The sequence below is a fragment of the Mycobacterium sp. E2327 genome (assembly GCF_001672675.1).
In the GTDB taxonomy this organism is placed as follows: Bacteria; Actinomycetota; Actinomycetes; order Mycobacteriales; family Mycobacteriaceae; genus Mycobacterium.
Genome location: NZ_LZKE01000070.1, coordinates 33,160 through 47,579 on the forward strand (window position 1 = coordinate 33,160; position 14,420 = coordinate 47,579).

At 69.3% G+C, this 14,420-nt stretch carries 15 protein-coding genes; all 15 read right to left on the bottom strand.

Going from position 1 to position 14,420, the window contains the following annotated elements; translation table 11 throughout:
* Positions 1-19: 19 nt before the first annotated feature.
* The 15 genes from A5712_RS08545 to A5712_RS08615 all read right to left on the bottom strand — a co-directional run bounded on the left by A5712_RS08545 (position 20) and on the right by A5712_RS08615 (position 14,329).
* The gene (locus A5712_RS08545; protein ID WP_255404398.1) at positions 20-769 is read right to left on the bottom strand and encodes a DUF6390 family protein; all 750 of its coding nucleotides are present in this window, start codon (positions 767-769) and stop codon (positions 20-22) included.
* Entirely contained in the window at positions 766-1,905 is a 1,140-nt protein-coding gene (gene hypD / locus A5712_RS08550; protein WP_068103529.1) for a hydrogenase formation protein HypD, read from the bottom strand. Before hypD ends, A5712_RS08545 begins: the two co-directional genes overlap by 4 nt.
* A gap of 11 nt (positions 1,906-1,916) precedes the next feature.
* Positions 1,917-2,189 carry a HypC/HybG/HupF family hydrogenase formation chaperone gene (locus A5712_RS08555; RefSeq protein WP_068103532.1) on the bottom strand — a complete coding sequence of 91 codons (273 nt, stop codon included), beginning with the start codon at positions 2,187-2,189 and terminating at the stop codon, positions 1,917-1,919.
* 12 nt (positions 2,190-2,201) lie between these two features.
* Entirely contained in the window at positions 2,202-3,314 is a 1,113-nt protein-coding gene (gene hypE, locus A5712_RS08560; RefSeq protein ID WP_082973345.1) for a hydrogenase expression/formation protein HypE, read from the bottom strand.
* Positions 3,311-3,979, bottom strand: a complete 669-nt coding sequence (locus A5712_RS08565; RefSeq protein ID WP_068103533.1) for an SIS domain-containing protein — start codon at positions 3,977-3,979, stop codon at positions 3,311-3,313. The genes hypE and A5712_RS08565 overlap by 4 nt, the downstream gene beginning before the upstream one ends.
* The gene (locus A5712_RS08570) at positions 3,976-4,692 is read right to left on the bottom strand and encodes a HypC/HybG/HupF family hydrogenase formation chaperone (protein WP_068103535.1); all 717 of its coding nucleotides are present in this window, start codon (positions 4,690-4,692) and stop codon (positions 3,976-3,978) included. The genes A5712_RS08565 and A5712_RS08570 overlap by 4 nt, the downstream gene beginning before the upstream one ends.
* A gap of 1 nt (position 4,693) precedes the next feature.
* The gene (gene hypF, locus A5712_RS08575; RefSeq protein ID WP_068103537.1) at positions 4,694-7,018 is read right to left on the bottom strand and encodes a carbamoyltransferase HypF; all 2,325 of its coding nucleotides are present in this window, start codon (positions 7,016-7,018) and stop codon (positions 4,694-4,696) included.
* A gap of 1 nt (position 7,019) precedes the next feature.
* Complete coding sequence (locus A5712_RS08580) at positions 7,020-7,286, bottom strand: HypC/HybG/HupF family hydrogenase formation chaperone (RefSeq protein ID WP_068103539.1); 267 nt, start codon at positions 7,284-7,286, stop codon at positions 7,020-7,022.
* 3 nt (positions 7,287-7,289) lie between these two features.
* Entirely contained in the window at positions 7,290-7,778 is a 489-nt protein-coding gene (locus A5712_RS08585) for a hydrogenase maturation protease (RefSeq protein ID WP_068103541.1), read from the bottom strand.
* Positions 7,779-7,926: 148 nt separating this feature from the next.
* Positions 7,927-9,249 carry a hypothetical protein gene (locus A5712_RS08590; protein ID WP_068103543.1) on the bottom strand — a complete coding sequence of 441 codons (1,323 nt, stop codon included), beginning with the start codon at positions 9,247-9,249 and terminating at the stop codon, positions 7,927-7,929.
* Positions 9,246-9,899, bottom strand: a complete 654-nt coding sequence (locus A5712_RS08595) for a DUF6084 family protein (protein ID WP_068103545.1) — start codon at positions 9,897-9,899, stop codon at positions 9,246-9,248. Before A5712_RS08595 ends, A5712_RS08590 begins: the two co-directional genes overlap by 4 nt.
* Positions 9,896-10,531: a DUF5947 family protein gene (locus tag A5712_RS08600; RefSeq protein WP_068103548.1), complete on the bottom strand. Its 636-nt coding sequence runs from the start codon at positions 10,529-10,531 to the stop codon at positions 9,896-9,898. Before A5712_RS08600 ends, A5712_RS08595 begins: the two co-directional genes overlap by 4 nt.
* Positions 10,528-11,424 (bottom strand): NifU family protein, encoded by an 897-nt coding sequence (locus A5712_RS08605; RefSeq protein WP_068103550.1) that lies wholly within the window; start codon positions 11,422-11,424, stop codon positions 10,528-10,530. Before A5712_RS08605 ends, A5712_RS08600 begins: the two co-directional genes overlap by 4 nt.
* 3 nt (positions 11,425-11,427) lie before the next feature.
* Complete coding sequence (locus A5712_RS08610) at positions 11,428-13,227, bottom strand: nickel-dependent hydrogenase large subunit (protein ID WP_068103553.1); 1,800 nt, start codon at positions 13,225-13,227, stop codon at positions 11,428-11,430.
* A 46-nt stretch (positions 13,228-13,273) separates the two neighbouring features.
* Complete coding sequence (locus A5712_RS08615; RefSeq protein ID WP_068103554.1) at positions 13,274-14,329, bottom strand: hydrogenase expression protein HypE; 1,056 nt, start codon at positions 14,327-14,329, stop codon at positions 13,274-13,276.
* Positions 14,330-14,420: the final 91 nt, after the last annotated feature.

The following is a 14,420-nucleotide window of genomic DNA, read 5'->3' on the forward strand; positions in this document are numbered from 1 at the left end:
ATCCTTGCGCGATTCTTGCCTAAACATGCGCCAGCCGTTGGCTGGTGACCCGCAGCTGACGGTCGGTGCTGTCCGCGAGCGCGCTAACCTGCTCCGGTGTCAGCCGGCCGCACAGCCGGCCCCAGTGCACCGCGACCTCGTCGCCGACGGCGACGTCGGGCACGGCGCTGTACCCATCGGCCCAGACGTCGAGCGGGCGGGCCGCGGGCTCGGACAGGGTCAGGCCCCGGCCGTCCCAGAGCAGCTTCCGGCACGACACCTCGACGTCGTCGTTGTCGCGGGAAACGACTGTGCCCCAGGTAATCCGACAGTTGTCCAGCACGCTCAGCGGGTGCTCGACCATGCCGCGACCCAGGAACCGGGTCCACGGATACACCCCGAACACGTGGAAGCAGTGGTTGGCGGCGGCCTCGTGGCCCAGCTCGGGCGTGAGGTGCGACCAGTACCGGCCGGCCCGCGGGCCGATGATGTCCAGCAGCGCGTCGAAGAACGCGCCCGGATCCAGGCCGGCGCCGAGACCGCCACCGAGCCAATAGGATTCGACCAGCCGGTAATCCAGCGGGTCGGCGATGCCGGTCAGCCGGGACAGAACCTGCAGGTAGGGCCAGGCCCCGGAAAATCCCGTCGCCGCGCGGCGCACCTCGTCGACGGACCCGTCGCGCAGGGTGGCCCCGAGCGGGGGACCGCAGTAGCCCAAGGCGTTGGGGGCGTACGCGTACCGGGCGAACATCGCTGCGCCATTTTCCGGACCCCGCGGCTCCGGCGTCAAGTGCGCCCCACCAGCTTGACCGCGTCGCGGTGCATGCGGCCGAAGTTGTAGTAGGCCGCGCACGCTCCCTCGGGCGAGACCATGCACGTGCCGATCGGCGTCTCGGGGGTGCACGCGGTGCCGAAAACCTTGCACTCCCAAGGCTTGAGGACGCCCTTGAGCACCTCGCCGCACTGACAGGCCTTGGGGTCGGCGACGCGCACGCCGGGCATCGCAAAGCGCAGCTCGGCGTCGAACTCCGCGAAGTCGTCGTGCAGCCGCAGCGCGCTCTGCGAGATGAAGCCCAGCCCGCGCCATTCGAAGTGCGGGCGCAGCGCGAACACCTTGCCCATCAGCGCCAGCGCCGCGGGGTTGCCCCGCTCGGGCACCACACGCTTGTACTGGTTCTCCACCTCGCAGCGGCCCTCGCGGATCTGGGTCAGCAGCATCGCGACCGCCGCCAGGATGTCCAGCGGCTCGAAACCCGCCACTACCAACGGCTTTCGGTACACCTCGGGCACGAACCGGTAGGGGCGGTTGCCCACCACCGTCGACACGTGCCCGGGTCCGATGAACCCGGACAGCCGCAAGTCGGGGGATTCCAGGATGGCCTTGATCGGCGGGACGATGGTGACGTGGTTGCAGAAGACGCTGAAATTGGGCAGGCCCAGGTCGCGGGCACGCACCAGCGTCACCGCGGTCGAGGGCGCGGTGGTCTCGAAGCCGATGGCGAAGAACACGACTTGCTTGTCGGGGTTGTCGACGGCGATCTTCAGCGCGTCAAGCGGCGAGTAGACGAACCGCACGTCGGCGCCGCGCGCCTTGGCGTCCAGCAGGCTGCCGTTGGACCCGGGCACCCGCATCATGTCGCCAAAGCAGGTGAAGATCACGTCGGGCTGGCCGGCCAGCCACATCGCGTCGTCGATGCGGCCCATCGGGATCACGCAGACCGGGCAGCCCGGGCCGTGCACCAGCTCCACGTTGTCGGGCAGCAGATGTTCGATGCCGTGCCGGTAGATGGTGTGCGTGTGCCCGCCGCACACCTCCATGAACTTGAACTGCTCGCCACCGTCCCCGGCCAAGCGCGCCAGGCTGTTTATGGCGCCCAGCAGCTTGCGCGCGGCGGCCGGATCACGGAACTCGTCAACGAATTTCATAGCGGTTCCCCTTAGACGATGGACGAGGAGTCGAAGGCTTCCATCTCGGTCTGATAGGCCTCGCCGAGTTTCTGGATCGCGGCCAGCGTGAGCAGCGCCTCGCTCTCGTCGATCTTGGCCATGGCGAAGCCGACGTGCACCAGCACCCAGTCGTCGGGCTCGGGCATGTCATCCTCCAGCAGCCGCACGCTGATGGTGCGCTGCACGCCGCTGACGTCCACCTTGGCCAGATAGTTGGCGGGATCGGTGATTTCGACGATCCGGCCCGGAATCCCAAGACACATCTTCAGTGCTCCTTAACAAATCCTCGGCAGCGGGTCCCCGACGAGCATGTCGACGATCCGCGTTCCGCCGAACCCGGTACGCAGCACCACGGTTTCGGCGGGTTCGGCAACGATCTCCCCGACCTCGGCCGCGTCGGCGCCCAGGGGGTGGGACCGCAACGCGGCCAGTCCGGCGTCGGCCTCCTCCGGGGCGACGACGGCGACGAATTTGCCCTCGTTGGCGACGTACAGCGGATCGATGCCGAGCAACTCGCAGGCGCCATTGACCATGGGCCGCACGGGAAGTCGCTCCTCCTCGAGCAACACCCCGAGGCCACACGCCTGGGCGAGTTCGTTGCACACGGTGCCGACCCCGCCGCGGGTCGCGTCGCGCATCCAGCGGGTGGACGGGGCGGCCGCCAAGAGCAGCTCTACCAGTGGACTGACCGAGGCGGTGTCGGAGGCGATGTCGGCCTCGATGGCCAGGTCGCCGCGGGCGAGCATGACGGCCATGCCGTGATCGCCCATCGGCCCCGACAGCAGCACCTTGTCCCCGGTGCGCACCGACTGCGCCGACAGCGCCCGCCCGTCGGGGATGACGCCCGCGCCGGTGGTGGTGACGAAGAGCCCGTCGGCCGCGCCCTTGGGGACTACCTTGGTGTCTCCCGTGACGATCTGCACGCCCGCGACCGCGGCGGCCGCCGCCATGTCGGCGACGATCTCCTTCAACTCGGCGATCGGGAAGCCCTCTTCGATGACGAACGCCGCCGAGATCCAGGACGGCACGGCCCCGGCCATCGCGAGGTCGTTGCAGGTGCCGTGGACGGCGAGCTCACCGATCGACCCGCCGGGAAAACGCCTGGGCTGCACCACGAACGAGTCCGTCGACATCGCCAGGCGCTCGCCGCCGGGCAGCGCGAGGACCGCGCCGTCGCCGAGGGACTCCAGCAGCGGGTTGCGGAAGGCTTCCAGGAACACCGCGTCCACCAGCGCGGCCGAGGCCTTGCCGCCCGCCCCGTGCGCCAGCGTCACGTGGTCGTCGAGCAACCGGGGGCGACGCCTGCGGAACGACTCGATCCGCTCGATGACCTCGCCCTCGCCGAACCGTGGGCCCGACGAAAGGTACTCGCCCGCCGGCTTGTTCATGCCGCCCCCAGACCCTCATCGCCCAGCTGGTGATGCACGCTCAGCCACAGCTGGTAGCCCAGCAGCGCCTGCGACTCCTGAATCCGGTGCACGCTTTGCGACCGAACGACGAAGCAGGCGTCCACGTTCGGGTTGTCGGCGAAGGCGCCGCCGTCGTAGCCGGCGAAGCCGATTGTGTACAGGCCACGTTGGTGCGCCTCGCCCAGCGCGGCGAGCAGGTTGGGCGACCCGCCGCTCGTCGACATGGCGATCGCGATGTCGCCGGCTTTCGCCCGCGCGATCAACTGGCGGGCGAACACCAACTCGAATCCGACGTCGTTGCCCAGCGCGGTCATGACCGCCTGGTCGGCCGTCAGTGACCACGCGGGCAGCGGCCTGCCGATGGGCGGCCGGGCGAACAGCCTCGCCAGCGTCGTGGAATCGGTACAGCTGCCGCCGTTTCCGAAGGTGAACAGCCGCCCGCCCACCGCGAAACGGCGCGCCAGCTCGGCGGCGGCCGCCTCCACCAGGTCGGCGTTGGCCTCCAGGGTGGAGCGGCGCAGCGCCAGGCTCTCGGCCGCCTTCGCCTGCGCCGACGCGGCCAGGTCGGCCAGCAGCGACTTCGCGTCATCCTCCTGCGCGTCGATGAACGGGTAGAGGAAGTTGGTGGGCTCGTCCGTGCTCATGCCTCGTCCTCGACTCTGCCGATCGCCGCACCGGCATGCACCAGCACCAGGTCGCCGGCGGCGACCGGGTCGACGAGCGTGGTGATCACGTCCTCGACGCCGCGCGCGGTGCGCACCGACGCTTGGCCGCCTGCGGACGGGCTGATTACCTCGCCCAGGCGACCCTCGTCGCTGCACGTAACGCAAACTTCTTCTCCGCAATCGTCTTTCAGCAACCCCGGGTGTTCGAAACACACGTGCGTCAGCTCCCACAGCAGGTGATAGAAGAGCACGAAGCCGCCCGTCGCCGGCACCCGCGGATCCGGGTCGTCGAGCCACAGCACGTGATCGGCCATCCCGGCCGGGGGCCGCTCGCCGCTGCCGATCCAGATCGTGGTCACCCCCCATGCCGGGGCGCGCCGCATCACCGAGCGCACCTGCGGGTCGTCGGCCCCGGCGACCGCGACCACGATGTCGCCGGGCCGCACCGACACCCGCACCTGGTCCACGAGCTCCGGTCCGGTCAGCGCGACCGCGGGCAGCGCCCGCTTGCCCACGATCACCGGGTGCACGAACTCAACCGCGATGTGCAGCGCGTGCGGTTCCCACGACGGCGCGATCGACCACATGGTGGCCCCCGCGGCGAAACGCTTGGCCAGCGTGAACGCGCCGGCGGCGAGGTCCTCGGCCAACTCGGCGCCCAGCCCGCGATCAATGGCGGTGGTGGTAGTCATCTCACTCATCCTCTTCCAAACCCGTCAGCATCGAGATCGCGGCCTGACCCAGCGCCAGCCCGCCGTCATTGGGCGGGACGATGTGGTGGGTCAATACCTCGAACCCGTTGCGCTGCAGGCGCTTACGGCAGGCGCGCAGCAACAGCACGTTCTGGAAAACGCCGCCGGTGAGCCCCACCAGGCGGATATCGCCCGCCACGCGACGGACCGCCTTGGCGACGGCGTCCGCGAGCGCCTCGTGGAAGGCGGCGGCCAGCAGCGCGGGCGCGGTGCCGGCGTAGCGGGCCGCCACCATCGTTTGCACCATGGTCGTCGGATCGATCACCCCGTCGGCCCGCACCGTCAGCGGCAGCGACGGCCCCTGGTCGTCCGAGGCCGTCTCTGCGAGCGCCTCGAGCTCGATGGCGGCCTGGCCCTCGTAGTCGATCCGGTGCCGCACCCCGAGCAGCGAGGCGACCGCGTCGAACAGCCGGCCGACGCTCGAACACGGCACACACCCGGCTCCGCTCTCCAATTGCGAACGGGTGAGCCGCAATTCGTCCCCGGTCGCGGCGGCAACCGGCGGGAGATCGGGCGTCCAGTCGATGCCGGCCATCCACAATTGGGACAGCGCCATCCGCCACGGGTTGCGCACCGCGGCGTCACCGCCCGGCAGCGGCACCGGCAGCAGGTGACCGGCCCGAACGAACCGGTGGCTGTCGGTCCCGAGGGCCAGAACCTCACCACCCCAGATGGTTTGGTCGCAGCCATAGCCGGTCCCGTCGAACGACACCCCGATGACGGGCTCCCCGAGCCGGCCGTGCTCGGCCAGCAGCGAGACCACGTGCGCGTGGTGGTGCTGGACGAGATCCAGCGGCCGCTCGCCGGCGTGACGCTCCGCCCAGCCCCGGGTGTGATACCCCGGGTGCAGGTCCGCGGCCATTCGTGCCGGCTCGCCGCGCATCCCGGAGAGCTGAACGACCGCGCGCTCGAATGCCCGCAGCGTCTCCCAGGTGGCCATGTCGCCGATGTGGCCGGACAGGTACGCCCGCGAGCCGTCGGTGAGGCAGAAGGTGTTCTTCAGCTCCCCGCCCACCGCGAGCACCGCCGGGCCCGGCCGCCCGAGATCGACGGGCAGCGGCGCATAGCCGCGGGACCGGCGGATCGGCAACTCGCGACCGTCAATCACGCGCACCACAGAGTCGTCGCACGGCACGTGGATCGGCCGGTTGTGGTCGAGGACCGCGTCGCACAGCGCCGGAAGGCGTTCGGCCGCATCGCCATCGGTGAAGCAGATGGGCTCGTCGGAGCGGTTGGCGCTGGTCATCACCAGCGCGTCGGGGACGGGTGTCAGCAGCAGGTGATGGATGGGGGAGTACGGCAGCATCAGCCCGAGCAGCGGGCTGCCCGGCGCGACGGCGTCGGCGACGGGCGCACCCTCGCGGCGGCGCAGCAGCACGATCGGGCGGGCGGGGCTCGACAGCACCGCGGCCTCGTCGGCGTCGACGTGCGCGTAGCGCCGCGCGACCTCGAGGTCGCGGACGAGCATGGCGAACGGCTTGGCGCCCCGCGCCTTTCGGGCCCGAAGGGCGCCGACCGCCGCGTCGTCGTCGACCGCGCAGGCCAGGTGGTAGCCGCCTATCCCCTTGACGGCGACGACGGCACCGGCGGCCAGCGCGCGCTGGGCGGCCGCCAGCGCGGCATCCGACCCGGTGACCTCGCCGGCGTCCGACGAAAACCGCAGCGACGGACCGCAATCCGGGCATGCGATGGGCTGCGCGTGGAAGCGGCGGTCCGCCGGGTCGTGGTATTCGGCCGCGCACCGGTCGCACATGGCGAATCCCGACATGGTGGTCGCCGGGCGGTCGTAGGGCAACTCGCGGATGATGGTGAACCGCGGCCCGCAGTTGGTACAGGTCACGAAGGGGTGCCGGTAACGGCGGTCGCGCGGGTCGAACAACTCCCGGACGCAGTCGTCGCACACCGCGATGTCGGGCGGGATCGGCGTCTTGAAAATGTGCTCACCGGCGATCGTCCGGCTCTCCACGATCCGGAACTCGCGGTCACCGACGGCCTCGACGGCCAGGTCGGTGACGGTCACGCCGCCGATTCGCGCCAGCGGCGGCGCCTCGGCGCGCAGCCGGCGACCGAACTCCTCGACGCGTCCGCGGTCGCCCTGCACCTCGAGGAACACCGCGCCGGAATCGTTGCCGACGAATCCGGCCAGGCCGAGCTCGCTGGCGATGCGGTGGACGAACGGACGGAAGCCAACCCCCTGGACGACACCGGTCACGGTGAAGCGCTGCCGGACGTCATCAATCCGCAGCATCAGGGGGGACTGGGTCATCTCAACCGCCCCCCGGGCTGACCGTCGGGTCGGGGCGGCCCCTGCCCATCAGCTCGAGGCCGGCCATCGCTTCCTCCGCGCCGGAGCGGTCCGTCTTCTCCACGGCGAAGCCCATGTGGATGATTATCCAGTCGCCGGGCGCGAACGTCTCCTCCGGCAGCATGCCGACGTTGACCCGGCGCTCCTCGCCGGTGACGTCGACCAGCGCGAGCTGTCCCTCGTATCCGTCCAACATCCGGATCACTTGGCCGGGGATCCCCAGACACATGGCTCAGCGGTCCTCTCGTACGGTGGACGTTTGCAGCGCCGCGACGATTTCCTCGACGGCCCGCGCGGCGCGGGGGACGGCCTTGGCCACCGGCTCGCTCAGACCGATGCCTTCCTCGACGCTGCCCGCCTCGCAGCCCACGACCACGGTGTACGGCGGGCTGCCGCCCAGGGCCCGCAGGCTGGCGAACACCGCGGCCGGGTCCATGCTGTGCGCGTCCAAACCCGTTGCGTCCGAGTCTTGCTCGCAGTCGGCCTGGAACACGTGCAACGTGCCGGGGCTGCCGCGGCTGGGCACGGCGTCGACGAGGACCAACGAGTCCCACTCTTCGAGCAGGTCGTAGGCCAGGTGCATGCCGCGGATGCCGTAGTCGATGACCCGGACGCCCGCGTCATCCCGCGGGATCTCGGCGTTGCGGACTACTTCCGAGCCGAATCCGTCATCCCCCAGGAAGATATTGCCGATCCCGGCTACCAGGATGCGCGCTGTCATTGATTCCCCCGGTCGGCTACATACGCCTCAACTTCAGGTAGCGGCGGGCGTCGGGCAGCGATATCAGTCCGAGCATGACTGCGATCGCGGCCACCAACGCGATGATGGCGACGAATATCCAGCCTAAGACTTCCATTTGGAACTCCTTTCAGGGTTTTGCGGGTTGTCCGGCTTCGAGTGGCTCGACCTCGTCGGGGGAGAAGTACAGGTAGCGGCCGTACCAGTCGTGCAGCTCGGCGGCGGGGTCGTCGTCGACGACGACCGCGACATGCTTGTTGCCCTCCACGTCCTCGTGCACCGACGTCACGCGGGCGGTCTTGCCGGCGACGAAGATGTCCTGCGCGTCGGCGTTGCGCAGCGGGTGCAACCGCACCCGGCTGCCGCGCGCGACCCGCACGCCGTTCACCAGCACCGCGTCGAGATCGGGACGAACGGCATTGTCGGCCAGCGGATCCCACCAGTCGACCCCCTCGGGGATCTCGGGAACCAGTCCCGAGAGGGTGTGCGGGTCGCGCAGCACCCCGTGCAGGCGCGCCATCGCGTCGGGCGACATGGCGTCACACTGGTCGATGATTTGCGCGGCCCGCGGGTCGGTGGCCCGGGCCTGGGCCTTCTCGTCGTCCGTCATCGTCATCACGCGCAGGGTGAGGATCTCGTCGATCTCCGTGCAGTCGTAGAGCGCCGTGTTGCTCTGTTCGGCGACCTCGGGGTGGTCGTAGAGGATGATCGGCGAGATCAGCAGGATGTCGCGGGTGCCGGCGGGGCCGGCCAGCACGGGGAAGCACCGGTGCTGGCGACACCGCGACGCCGCCTCGACGGCGCTTGGTGGCGGCTCGAGCAGCGAAACGAATTCCCCGCCAACGACTTCGGCGATGAGGTGGGTGCCGATCATGGACCGCGCGATGGAATCGGTTTTGCTTTCCGCGGCCGCGGCGACGTTGGCGACGCGCACCGACACCCGGCGCAGGTCGCCGTCCGGCTCGCTGGTGACCGTCAGCTCGCCGCGCACCTCGCGCCGCTCGCGGACCAGCCGACCACCGGCGAGCAGCTCGATGTCCGTGGCGGCATTCGCCACCACCGGCAGCGTGCGCGGCCGACCGTCCAACGCCAGGGGGCCGAAGGACAGCTCGCACTCGACCGCCTCGTCCCAGGTGAGCCACGACCCGGCCGCGGTTCTCAGCTCGTCGACCGGTTCGAATGCGCCGTGGGCGAATTCGCGCTCCGCGCTGCGGTGCTGCAGCTGCAGGAACCTGACCACCAGGGTCAGCGCCGCCGACCCGTCGACCAGGAACTCCGCCGCCAGGGTGTCGTCCTCGCCCAGGCCCGCTTCCGCGGCGCCGGGCGGTCCCAAAACGCCGAACTGCCAGCGTGATTGGTTCTTGCTCGACGTGCCGCGATACGGGTAGAGCAGGTAGCCCTCGTACAACACCGCGTCGGCGACGCCACGGGCCCGGTCCCAAGCGGAGGTCATGTGGCCGCCTCCCGTTCGGTGTCCAGCAGCGAGGTGACCGCGTGGTCGAGGTCGAGCAGTCCCTGCGCCGACTTGTAGGCCGCCAGCGCCGCGATGGTTTCGTGGCTCAGCCGCACCCACCCGGTGTTCGGATAGTGCTGCGCGATCAGGTCCCGCCAGACCGAGACCGGCATGTCGTAGCGGTACTCGCAGTCCCACGACACCTGCTGGACCGAGAACCCGCGTTCGGACTTGACGAAAATGGTTCCGCTGAACAGGAACTGGAGTGGCAGCGCGCCGTCGCGCAGCGCGTGCAGGTACTTGGCGGCGGCGACCTCGAAGTCGTAGGTGCAGTCCAGTGGCAGCGCGACCGTCGTATTGCCGGCGAACCCCGGCACCATCGCGGTGGCGTGCTGCCAGAGGAAGGTGCGTTGGGTGGCGGCCCAGCGTTCGCGGGGACCGAACAAGTCGAGCAGCCCGGCCGCCTCCGCCTCCGAGTACGACCGGCGCAGCGGCTCGATCCGGACCTGGCAGCGCAGGGCGATCGCGTGCACGGGGTCGTCCCCGCTGGCGGCGACGCTGACCCGCGCGGTCAGCACCGGGCTCACCGCGTACGGCTCGGGTGCGACGTCGAGGACGGCGAAGTTCACGTCCAGGTGCTCTGTCGTCATGGCCGCGTCTCCACCGCCCGGGCGGCGACCCGGGCAAAGAAGTCGTCGATGAACGCGCGGGCCTCCTGACCGCCGTCGAACCCCCGCCACAGCATGCGCAGCCGCCCGACGAACTCGTAGCAGGCGTCGATCGGCACGAGATAGCTTTGCGGGTCCGCACTTTCGACTTCGTCGTCAATCCGGACCAGCAGCGCCTCCACGTCGTCGGTCAGCAGGGCCACCCGCGGGTCGGCGCCGCCGATCGCGTTCCAGGCCTCCAGGTCGAGTTCGGACTCGGTCGCCCCGGCCGGGCCGGGATAGAAGGCGACGGTGCGCCCGAGCGCGGAGTTGGTGAAGAAGAACGCGACGCCGACCGGGATCTGGAGCGCCTCCCACGCGCGGCGGTCCAGCGCGAAATCGGGAAACGCCAGGTATCGGTCCGGCACCGACCGGTAGCGCAGTTCGGCACCCGTGTCGGTGAACAACAGATAACAGGCGCGGCAGACGCACATCAGTTGCCGGGCGCCTACGTTCACCACGTGCTGATGCTCGTCGGGAATGATCTCCGAGCACATTTCGCACCGCTCGGCGGCCGGCTCGGGGGCCGCGCGGTCGCTTCGGATGCGGGCAAGAACGTCATACGGGGTCGTCACGCGCCGGCTCCCATCGGTTCGGGGAGCGCCACCGAGGGCACCCCGTCGCGAGGCAGCAGGGGGAGCGGCTCGAGGTGAGTTCCGTCGGGGCCGGCGCCCGCATGCACGACGTCGAACTGCGTGCCGCAGCGCGGGCAGCCCAGCAGCGTCGCGTTCAGTCGTGCGCCCGCCAACGAGTCGTCACACACCGGGCAGTGATCGCGGTAGGCCAGCGGCAGGTCGCCGACTCGGCACACCAGCAGCGCGGTGCCCGCAACCCGGAACCCCGCGACGTCGCCCGGCTCCAACTCCGCCAATTCGGGCAGCGGGTGCCAGGTGCCGGTTCCGTTCGGGCTGTGGCCGTTCGAACGCACGTGTGCCATCAGTGATTCCGTCGGGATCACGGCCGCGTTGGCCGCCGGCTCCGCCGTCACCACCTCGATCGAGGTGACCTCCGGCGCGGCCGCCCGGACCGCGTCCTCGACGGCCAGCTCCAGCGTCACGGCCGACGACGGGCAGCTCTTGCAGCTGCCCTTGAATGCCAGCCGCACCGTGCCCTCGTCGAGCACCTCCAGCAGGTCGACGTCGCCGCCGTGCGAACCGAGGTAGGGCCGCACCCGGTCCAGCGCCTCGGAAACCCGCCGGTGCACGTCGTGGGGGTGTAGCCCGTGGACCAGCAGCAGGCTGGCCACCAGGTCGTCGGTGGCCAGCCGCTCGGCGAAACCGGCGTCGCCGGCTCGCACGATCCGTTCGAGGCCGGCCCCGTAGAGGCCGACCACCTCGCGGACCAACTGCTGGGCGCGCTCGTGCGCGGCCGCCCCGCTCGCCGCGCAGGAATCCAGGAGGGTCTGGATCCGATCGCCCGCTGCGCGCCACTCTGTGTCGTTCTCGGGGGTCTCCGGGCGATCCGCCATGCGTCACTCCGTTACAGGTGATTGCGTCGGCGTGTGCAGTCTCTCCAGGGTCTTGCCCTTTCCGAGGTACATGTGCACGCCGCACGGCAGGCACGGGTCGAAGCTGCGCACCGTGCGCATGACGTCGATGCCCTTGAAGTTGTCCCGGCCGTTCTCCTCGAAGATCGGCTGACCCTGCACCGCGTCCTCGTACGGGCCCGGCGTGCCGTAGCTGTCGCGCGGGTTCGCGTTCCATGGGGTGGGCGGGTACGGGTGGTAGTTGGCGATCTTGCCGTCCCGGATCACCATGTGGTGGCTCAGCACACCGCGAACCGCCTCGGTGAAGCCGCAACCGATGGCCTCGTCGGGCACCTCGAACTTTTCCCAGGTCTTGGTGCGCCCGGCGCGGATCTCCTCCAGCGCCTTCTCGGCGAAGTGCAGCGCGCACGCGGCCGCGTAGGCCTGGAAGTAGGTGCGGGCCCGGTCGCGTTCGATCGTGTTGCTGCCGTACTGGGGGACCTTCCACTCGAACTCGACGGGACCCTTCAGCGCGGTCTTGGGCAGGTTGATCTTGACGCTGTTACCGGTCGCCTTGACGTAGCCGATGTCGACCAGGCCGGCGAGCGCCGTCGCCCACAGCCGGGCCAGCGGCCCGCCGCCGGTGTCCAGCGCCAGGTGGTCCGTGCCGTCGAACCAGCGCGGGGACATCACCCAGCTGTATTTGCCGCCCTCCATGTCCCGCTTCTGGGGGTGGGGGTTGGTGTGCTGGTTCCACGGGTGGCGCCGGTCCACCGCGTTACCCAGCGGGTCGGTCTTGACGAACATCTCCTGGTCGGTCCAGTCGTCGTAATACGAACTGCCCAAAAGGATTCGGATGCCGAGGTTGATGTCCACCAGTGAGTGGGTGACGAGCTTGCCGTCGACCACCACGCCCGGGGTGACGAACATCGCGTTGCCCCAACGCTCCATGTCCTTGTATGCGAAGTTGCACACCTCGGGGTCCTGGAACGAGCCCCAGCAGCCGAGTAGCGTGCGCCGCAGCCCGACCTTCTCGTAACCGGGCAGTGCGGTGTAGAAGAAGTCGAACAGGTCGTCGTGCATCGGCACGACCTTCTTCATGAACTCGACGTAGCGCATCAGCCGCGCCATGTAGTCCGTCATCAGCTGAACGGTCGCGACGGTGCCGATGCCGCCGGGGTACAGCGTGGACGGGTGCACGTGGCGACCCTCCATGAGGCAGAACATCTCTCGCGTCCAGCGGCTCACCTGGAGCGCCTCCCGGTAGAACTCTCCGCTGAACGGGTTGAGCGAGCGCATGATGTCGGCGATCGTGCGGTATCCGTGCGCGTCGGCGTGCGGCGCCTCGGTCTTCTCGGCCAGCGAGAGCACGCTCGGGTTGGTCTCGGAGACCATCTTCTCGCAGAAGTCCACGCCGACCAGGTTCTCCTGGAAGATGTTGTGGTCGAACATGTACTCGGCGGCCTCGCCGAGGTTGATCAGCCACTCGCCCAGATGCGGCGGCTTGACCCCGTAGGCCATGTTCTGCGTGTAGCAGGAACAGGTCGCGTGGTTGTCACCGCAGATGCCGCAGATGCGGCTGGTGATGAAGTGGGCGTCGCGAGGATCCTTGCCCTTCATGAAAATCGAGTAGCCGCGGAAGATCGACGAGGTGCTGTGGCACTCGACGACCTCCTTGTTCTCGAAATCGATCTTGGTGTAGATGCCGAGGCTGCCCACGATCCGGGTGATCGGATCCCAGGCCATGTCGACGAGCTGGCCGGGTTCCCGCTTGGCGGTGGTCGGCTCGGGGACGATAGTTGTCATCGAAGTCCCTCCGGGTGAGGCGAAATAGAACGAAGCGTGCCGCGACCTACCAGGTGCGGCGGGCCCCGGTGGTGAGTTGGTCGCCGTTGTGGCGCCACTTCGGCTCTTTGTCGACGGTGCGACCCGTGACGCTGCGCAGGCTGCGGATCACGCTGCCGTACAACCCGACCGCGGTGCTGGACAGCTTGCCGCCGGGCGGCTCGTCCATGAACGGCATGAACTTGTCCGGGAAGCCGGGCATGGTGCACCCGATGCAGATGCCGCCGACGTTCGGGCAACCGCCGACACCGTTGATCCACCCGCGCTTGGGGACGTTGCATTTGACGACCGGGCCCCAACAGCCAAGCTTCACAATGCATTTCGGTGACCCGTATTCGGTGGCGAAATCACCCTGCTCGTAGTAGCCGGCGCGGTCGCACCCCTCGTGCACGGTGTTGCCGAACAACCACTTGGGGCGCAGCGCGTCGTCGAGCGGGATCATCGGCGCCTGGCCGGTCGCCATGTAGAGCAGGTAGGTGAGCGTCTCGGACAGGTTGTCCGGGTGGATCGGGCAGCCCGGGACGCAGACGATCGGGATGCCGGCCTTGCTCTTCCAGTCCCAGCCGAGGTAGTCGGGCACGCCCATCGCACCGGTCGGGTTGCCGGCCATCGCGTGGATGCCGCCGTAGGTGGCGCAGGTCCCGACCGCGACGATCGCGGTGGCCTTGGGCGCCAGCCGGTCGAGCCACTCGCTGGTGGTCATGGGCTGGCCGGTGGCCGGGTCGTTGCCGAACCCGCACCAGTACCCCTCGTCCTTGATCTTCTCGTTGGGGATTGATCCCTCGACGACGAGCACGAACGGCTCGAGCTCGCCGCGATCGGCTCTGAAGAACCACTCGAGGAAGTCGTCGGCCCCGCCGTTCGGGCCGCATTCGAAATCGATCAGGGGCCAGTGCACGGCAACCTTGGGCAAGCCCGGAAGCGCACCGAGGGCTATCTCCTCGACGCTGGGCTGGGTGGCGGCAGTCAACGCCACCGAATCGCCGTCGCAACTGAGGCCCGCGTTAATCCATAGAACATGGATCAATGTTTCTTCTGCTTTGACTGCCGCTTCTGTTGGCATGCTGCAGCTTTCCGGAGCCGGGCTGGACGCTCCTTGCGCTGCCGGAGTCGACCGTCGGCCCACTTGCGCAGCGCTGAATTTGGGTCTACTC

Coding starts and splice junctions, on each gene's coding strand:
- A5712_RS08580 (WP_068103539.1), bottom strand. CDS start 7,286: ATGTGTCTGGGGATCCCCGGCCAAGTGATCCGGATGTTGGACGGATAC.
- A5712_RS08555 (WP_068103532.1), bottom strand. CDS start 2,189: ATGTGTCTTGGGATTCCGGGCCGGATCGTCGAAATCACCGATCCCGCC.
- A5712_RS08570 (WP_068103535.1), bottom strand. CDS start 4,692: ATGACTACCACCACCGCCATTGATCGCGGGCTGGGCGCCGAGTTGGCC.
- A5712_RS08615 (WP_068103554.1), bottom strand. CDS start 14,329: ATGCCAACAGAAGCGGCAGTCAAAGCAGAAGAAACATTGATCCATGTT.
- A5712_RS08585 (WP_068103541.1), bottom strand. CDS start 7,778: ATGACAGCGCGCATCCTGGTAGCCGGGATCGGCAATATCTTCCTGGGG.
- hypD (WP_068103529.1), bottom strand. CDS start 1,905: ATGAAATTCGTTGACGAGTTCCGTGATCCGGCCGCCGCGCGCAAGCTG.
- A5712_RS08565 (WP_068103533.1), bottom strand. CDS start 3,979: ATGAGCACGGACGAGCCCACCAACTTCCTCTACCCGTTCATCGACGCG.
- hypF (WP_068103537.1), bottom strand. CDS start 7,018: ATGACCCAGTCCCCCCTGATGCTGCGGATTGATGACGTCCGGCAGCGC.
- A5712_RS08605 (WP_068103550.1), bottom strand. CDS start 11,424: ATGGCGGATCGCCCGGAGACCCCCGAGAACGACACAGAGTGGCGCGCA.
- hypE (WP_082973345.1), bottom strand. CDS start 3,314: ATGAACAAGCCGGCGGGCGAGTACCTTTCGTCGGGCCCACGGTTCGGC.
- A5712_RS08595 (WP_068103545.1), bottom strand. CDS start 9,899: ATGACGACAGAGCACCTGGACGTGAACTTCGCCGTCCTCGACGTCGCA.
- A5712_RS08610 (WP_068103553.1), bottom strand. CDS start 13,227: ATGACAACTATCGTCCCCGAGCCGACCACCGCCAAGCGGGAACCCGGC.
- A5712_RS08590 (WP_068103543.1), bottom strand. CDS start 9,249: ATGACCTCCGCTTGGGACCGGGCCCGTGGCGTCGCCGACGCGGTGTTG.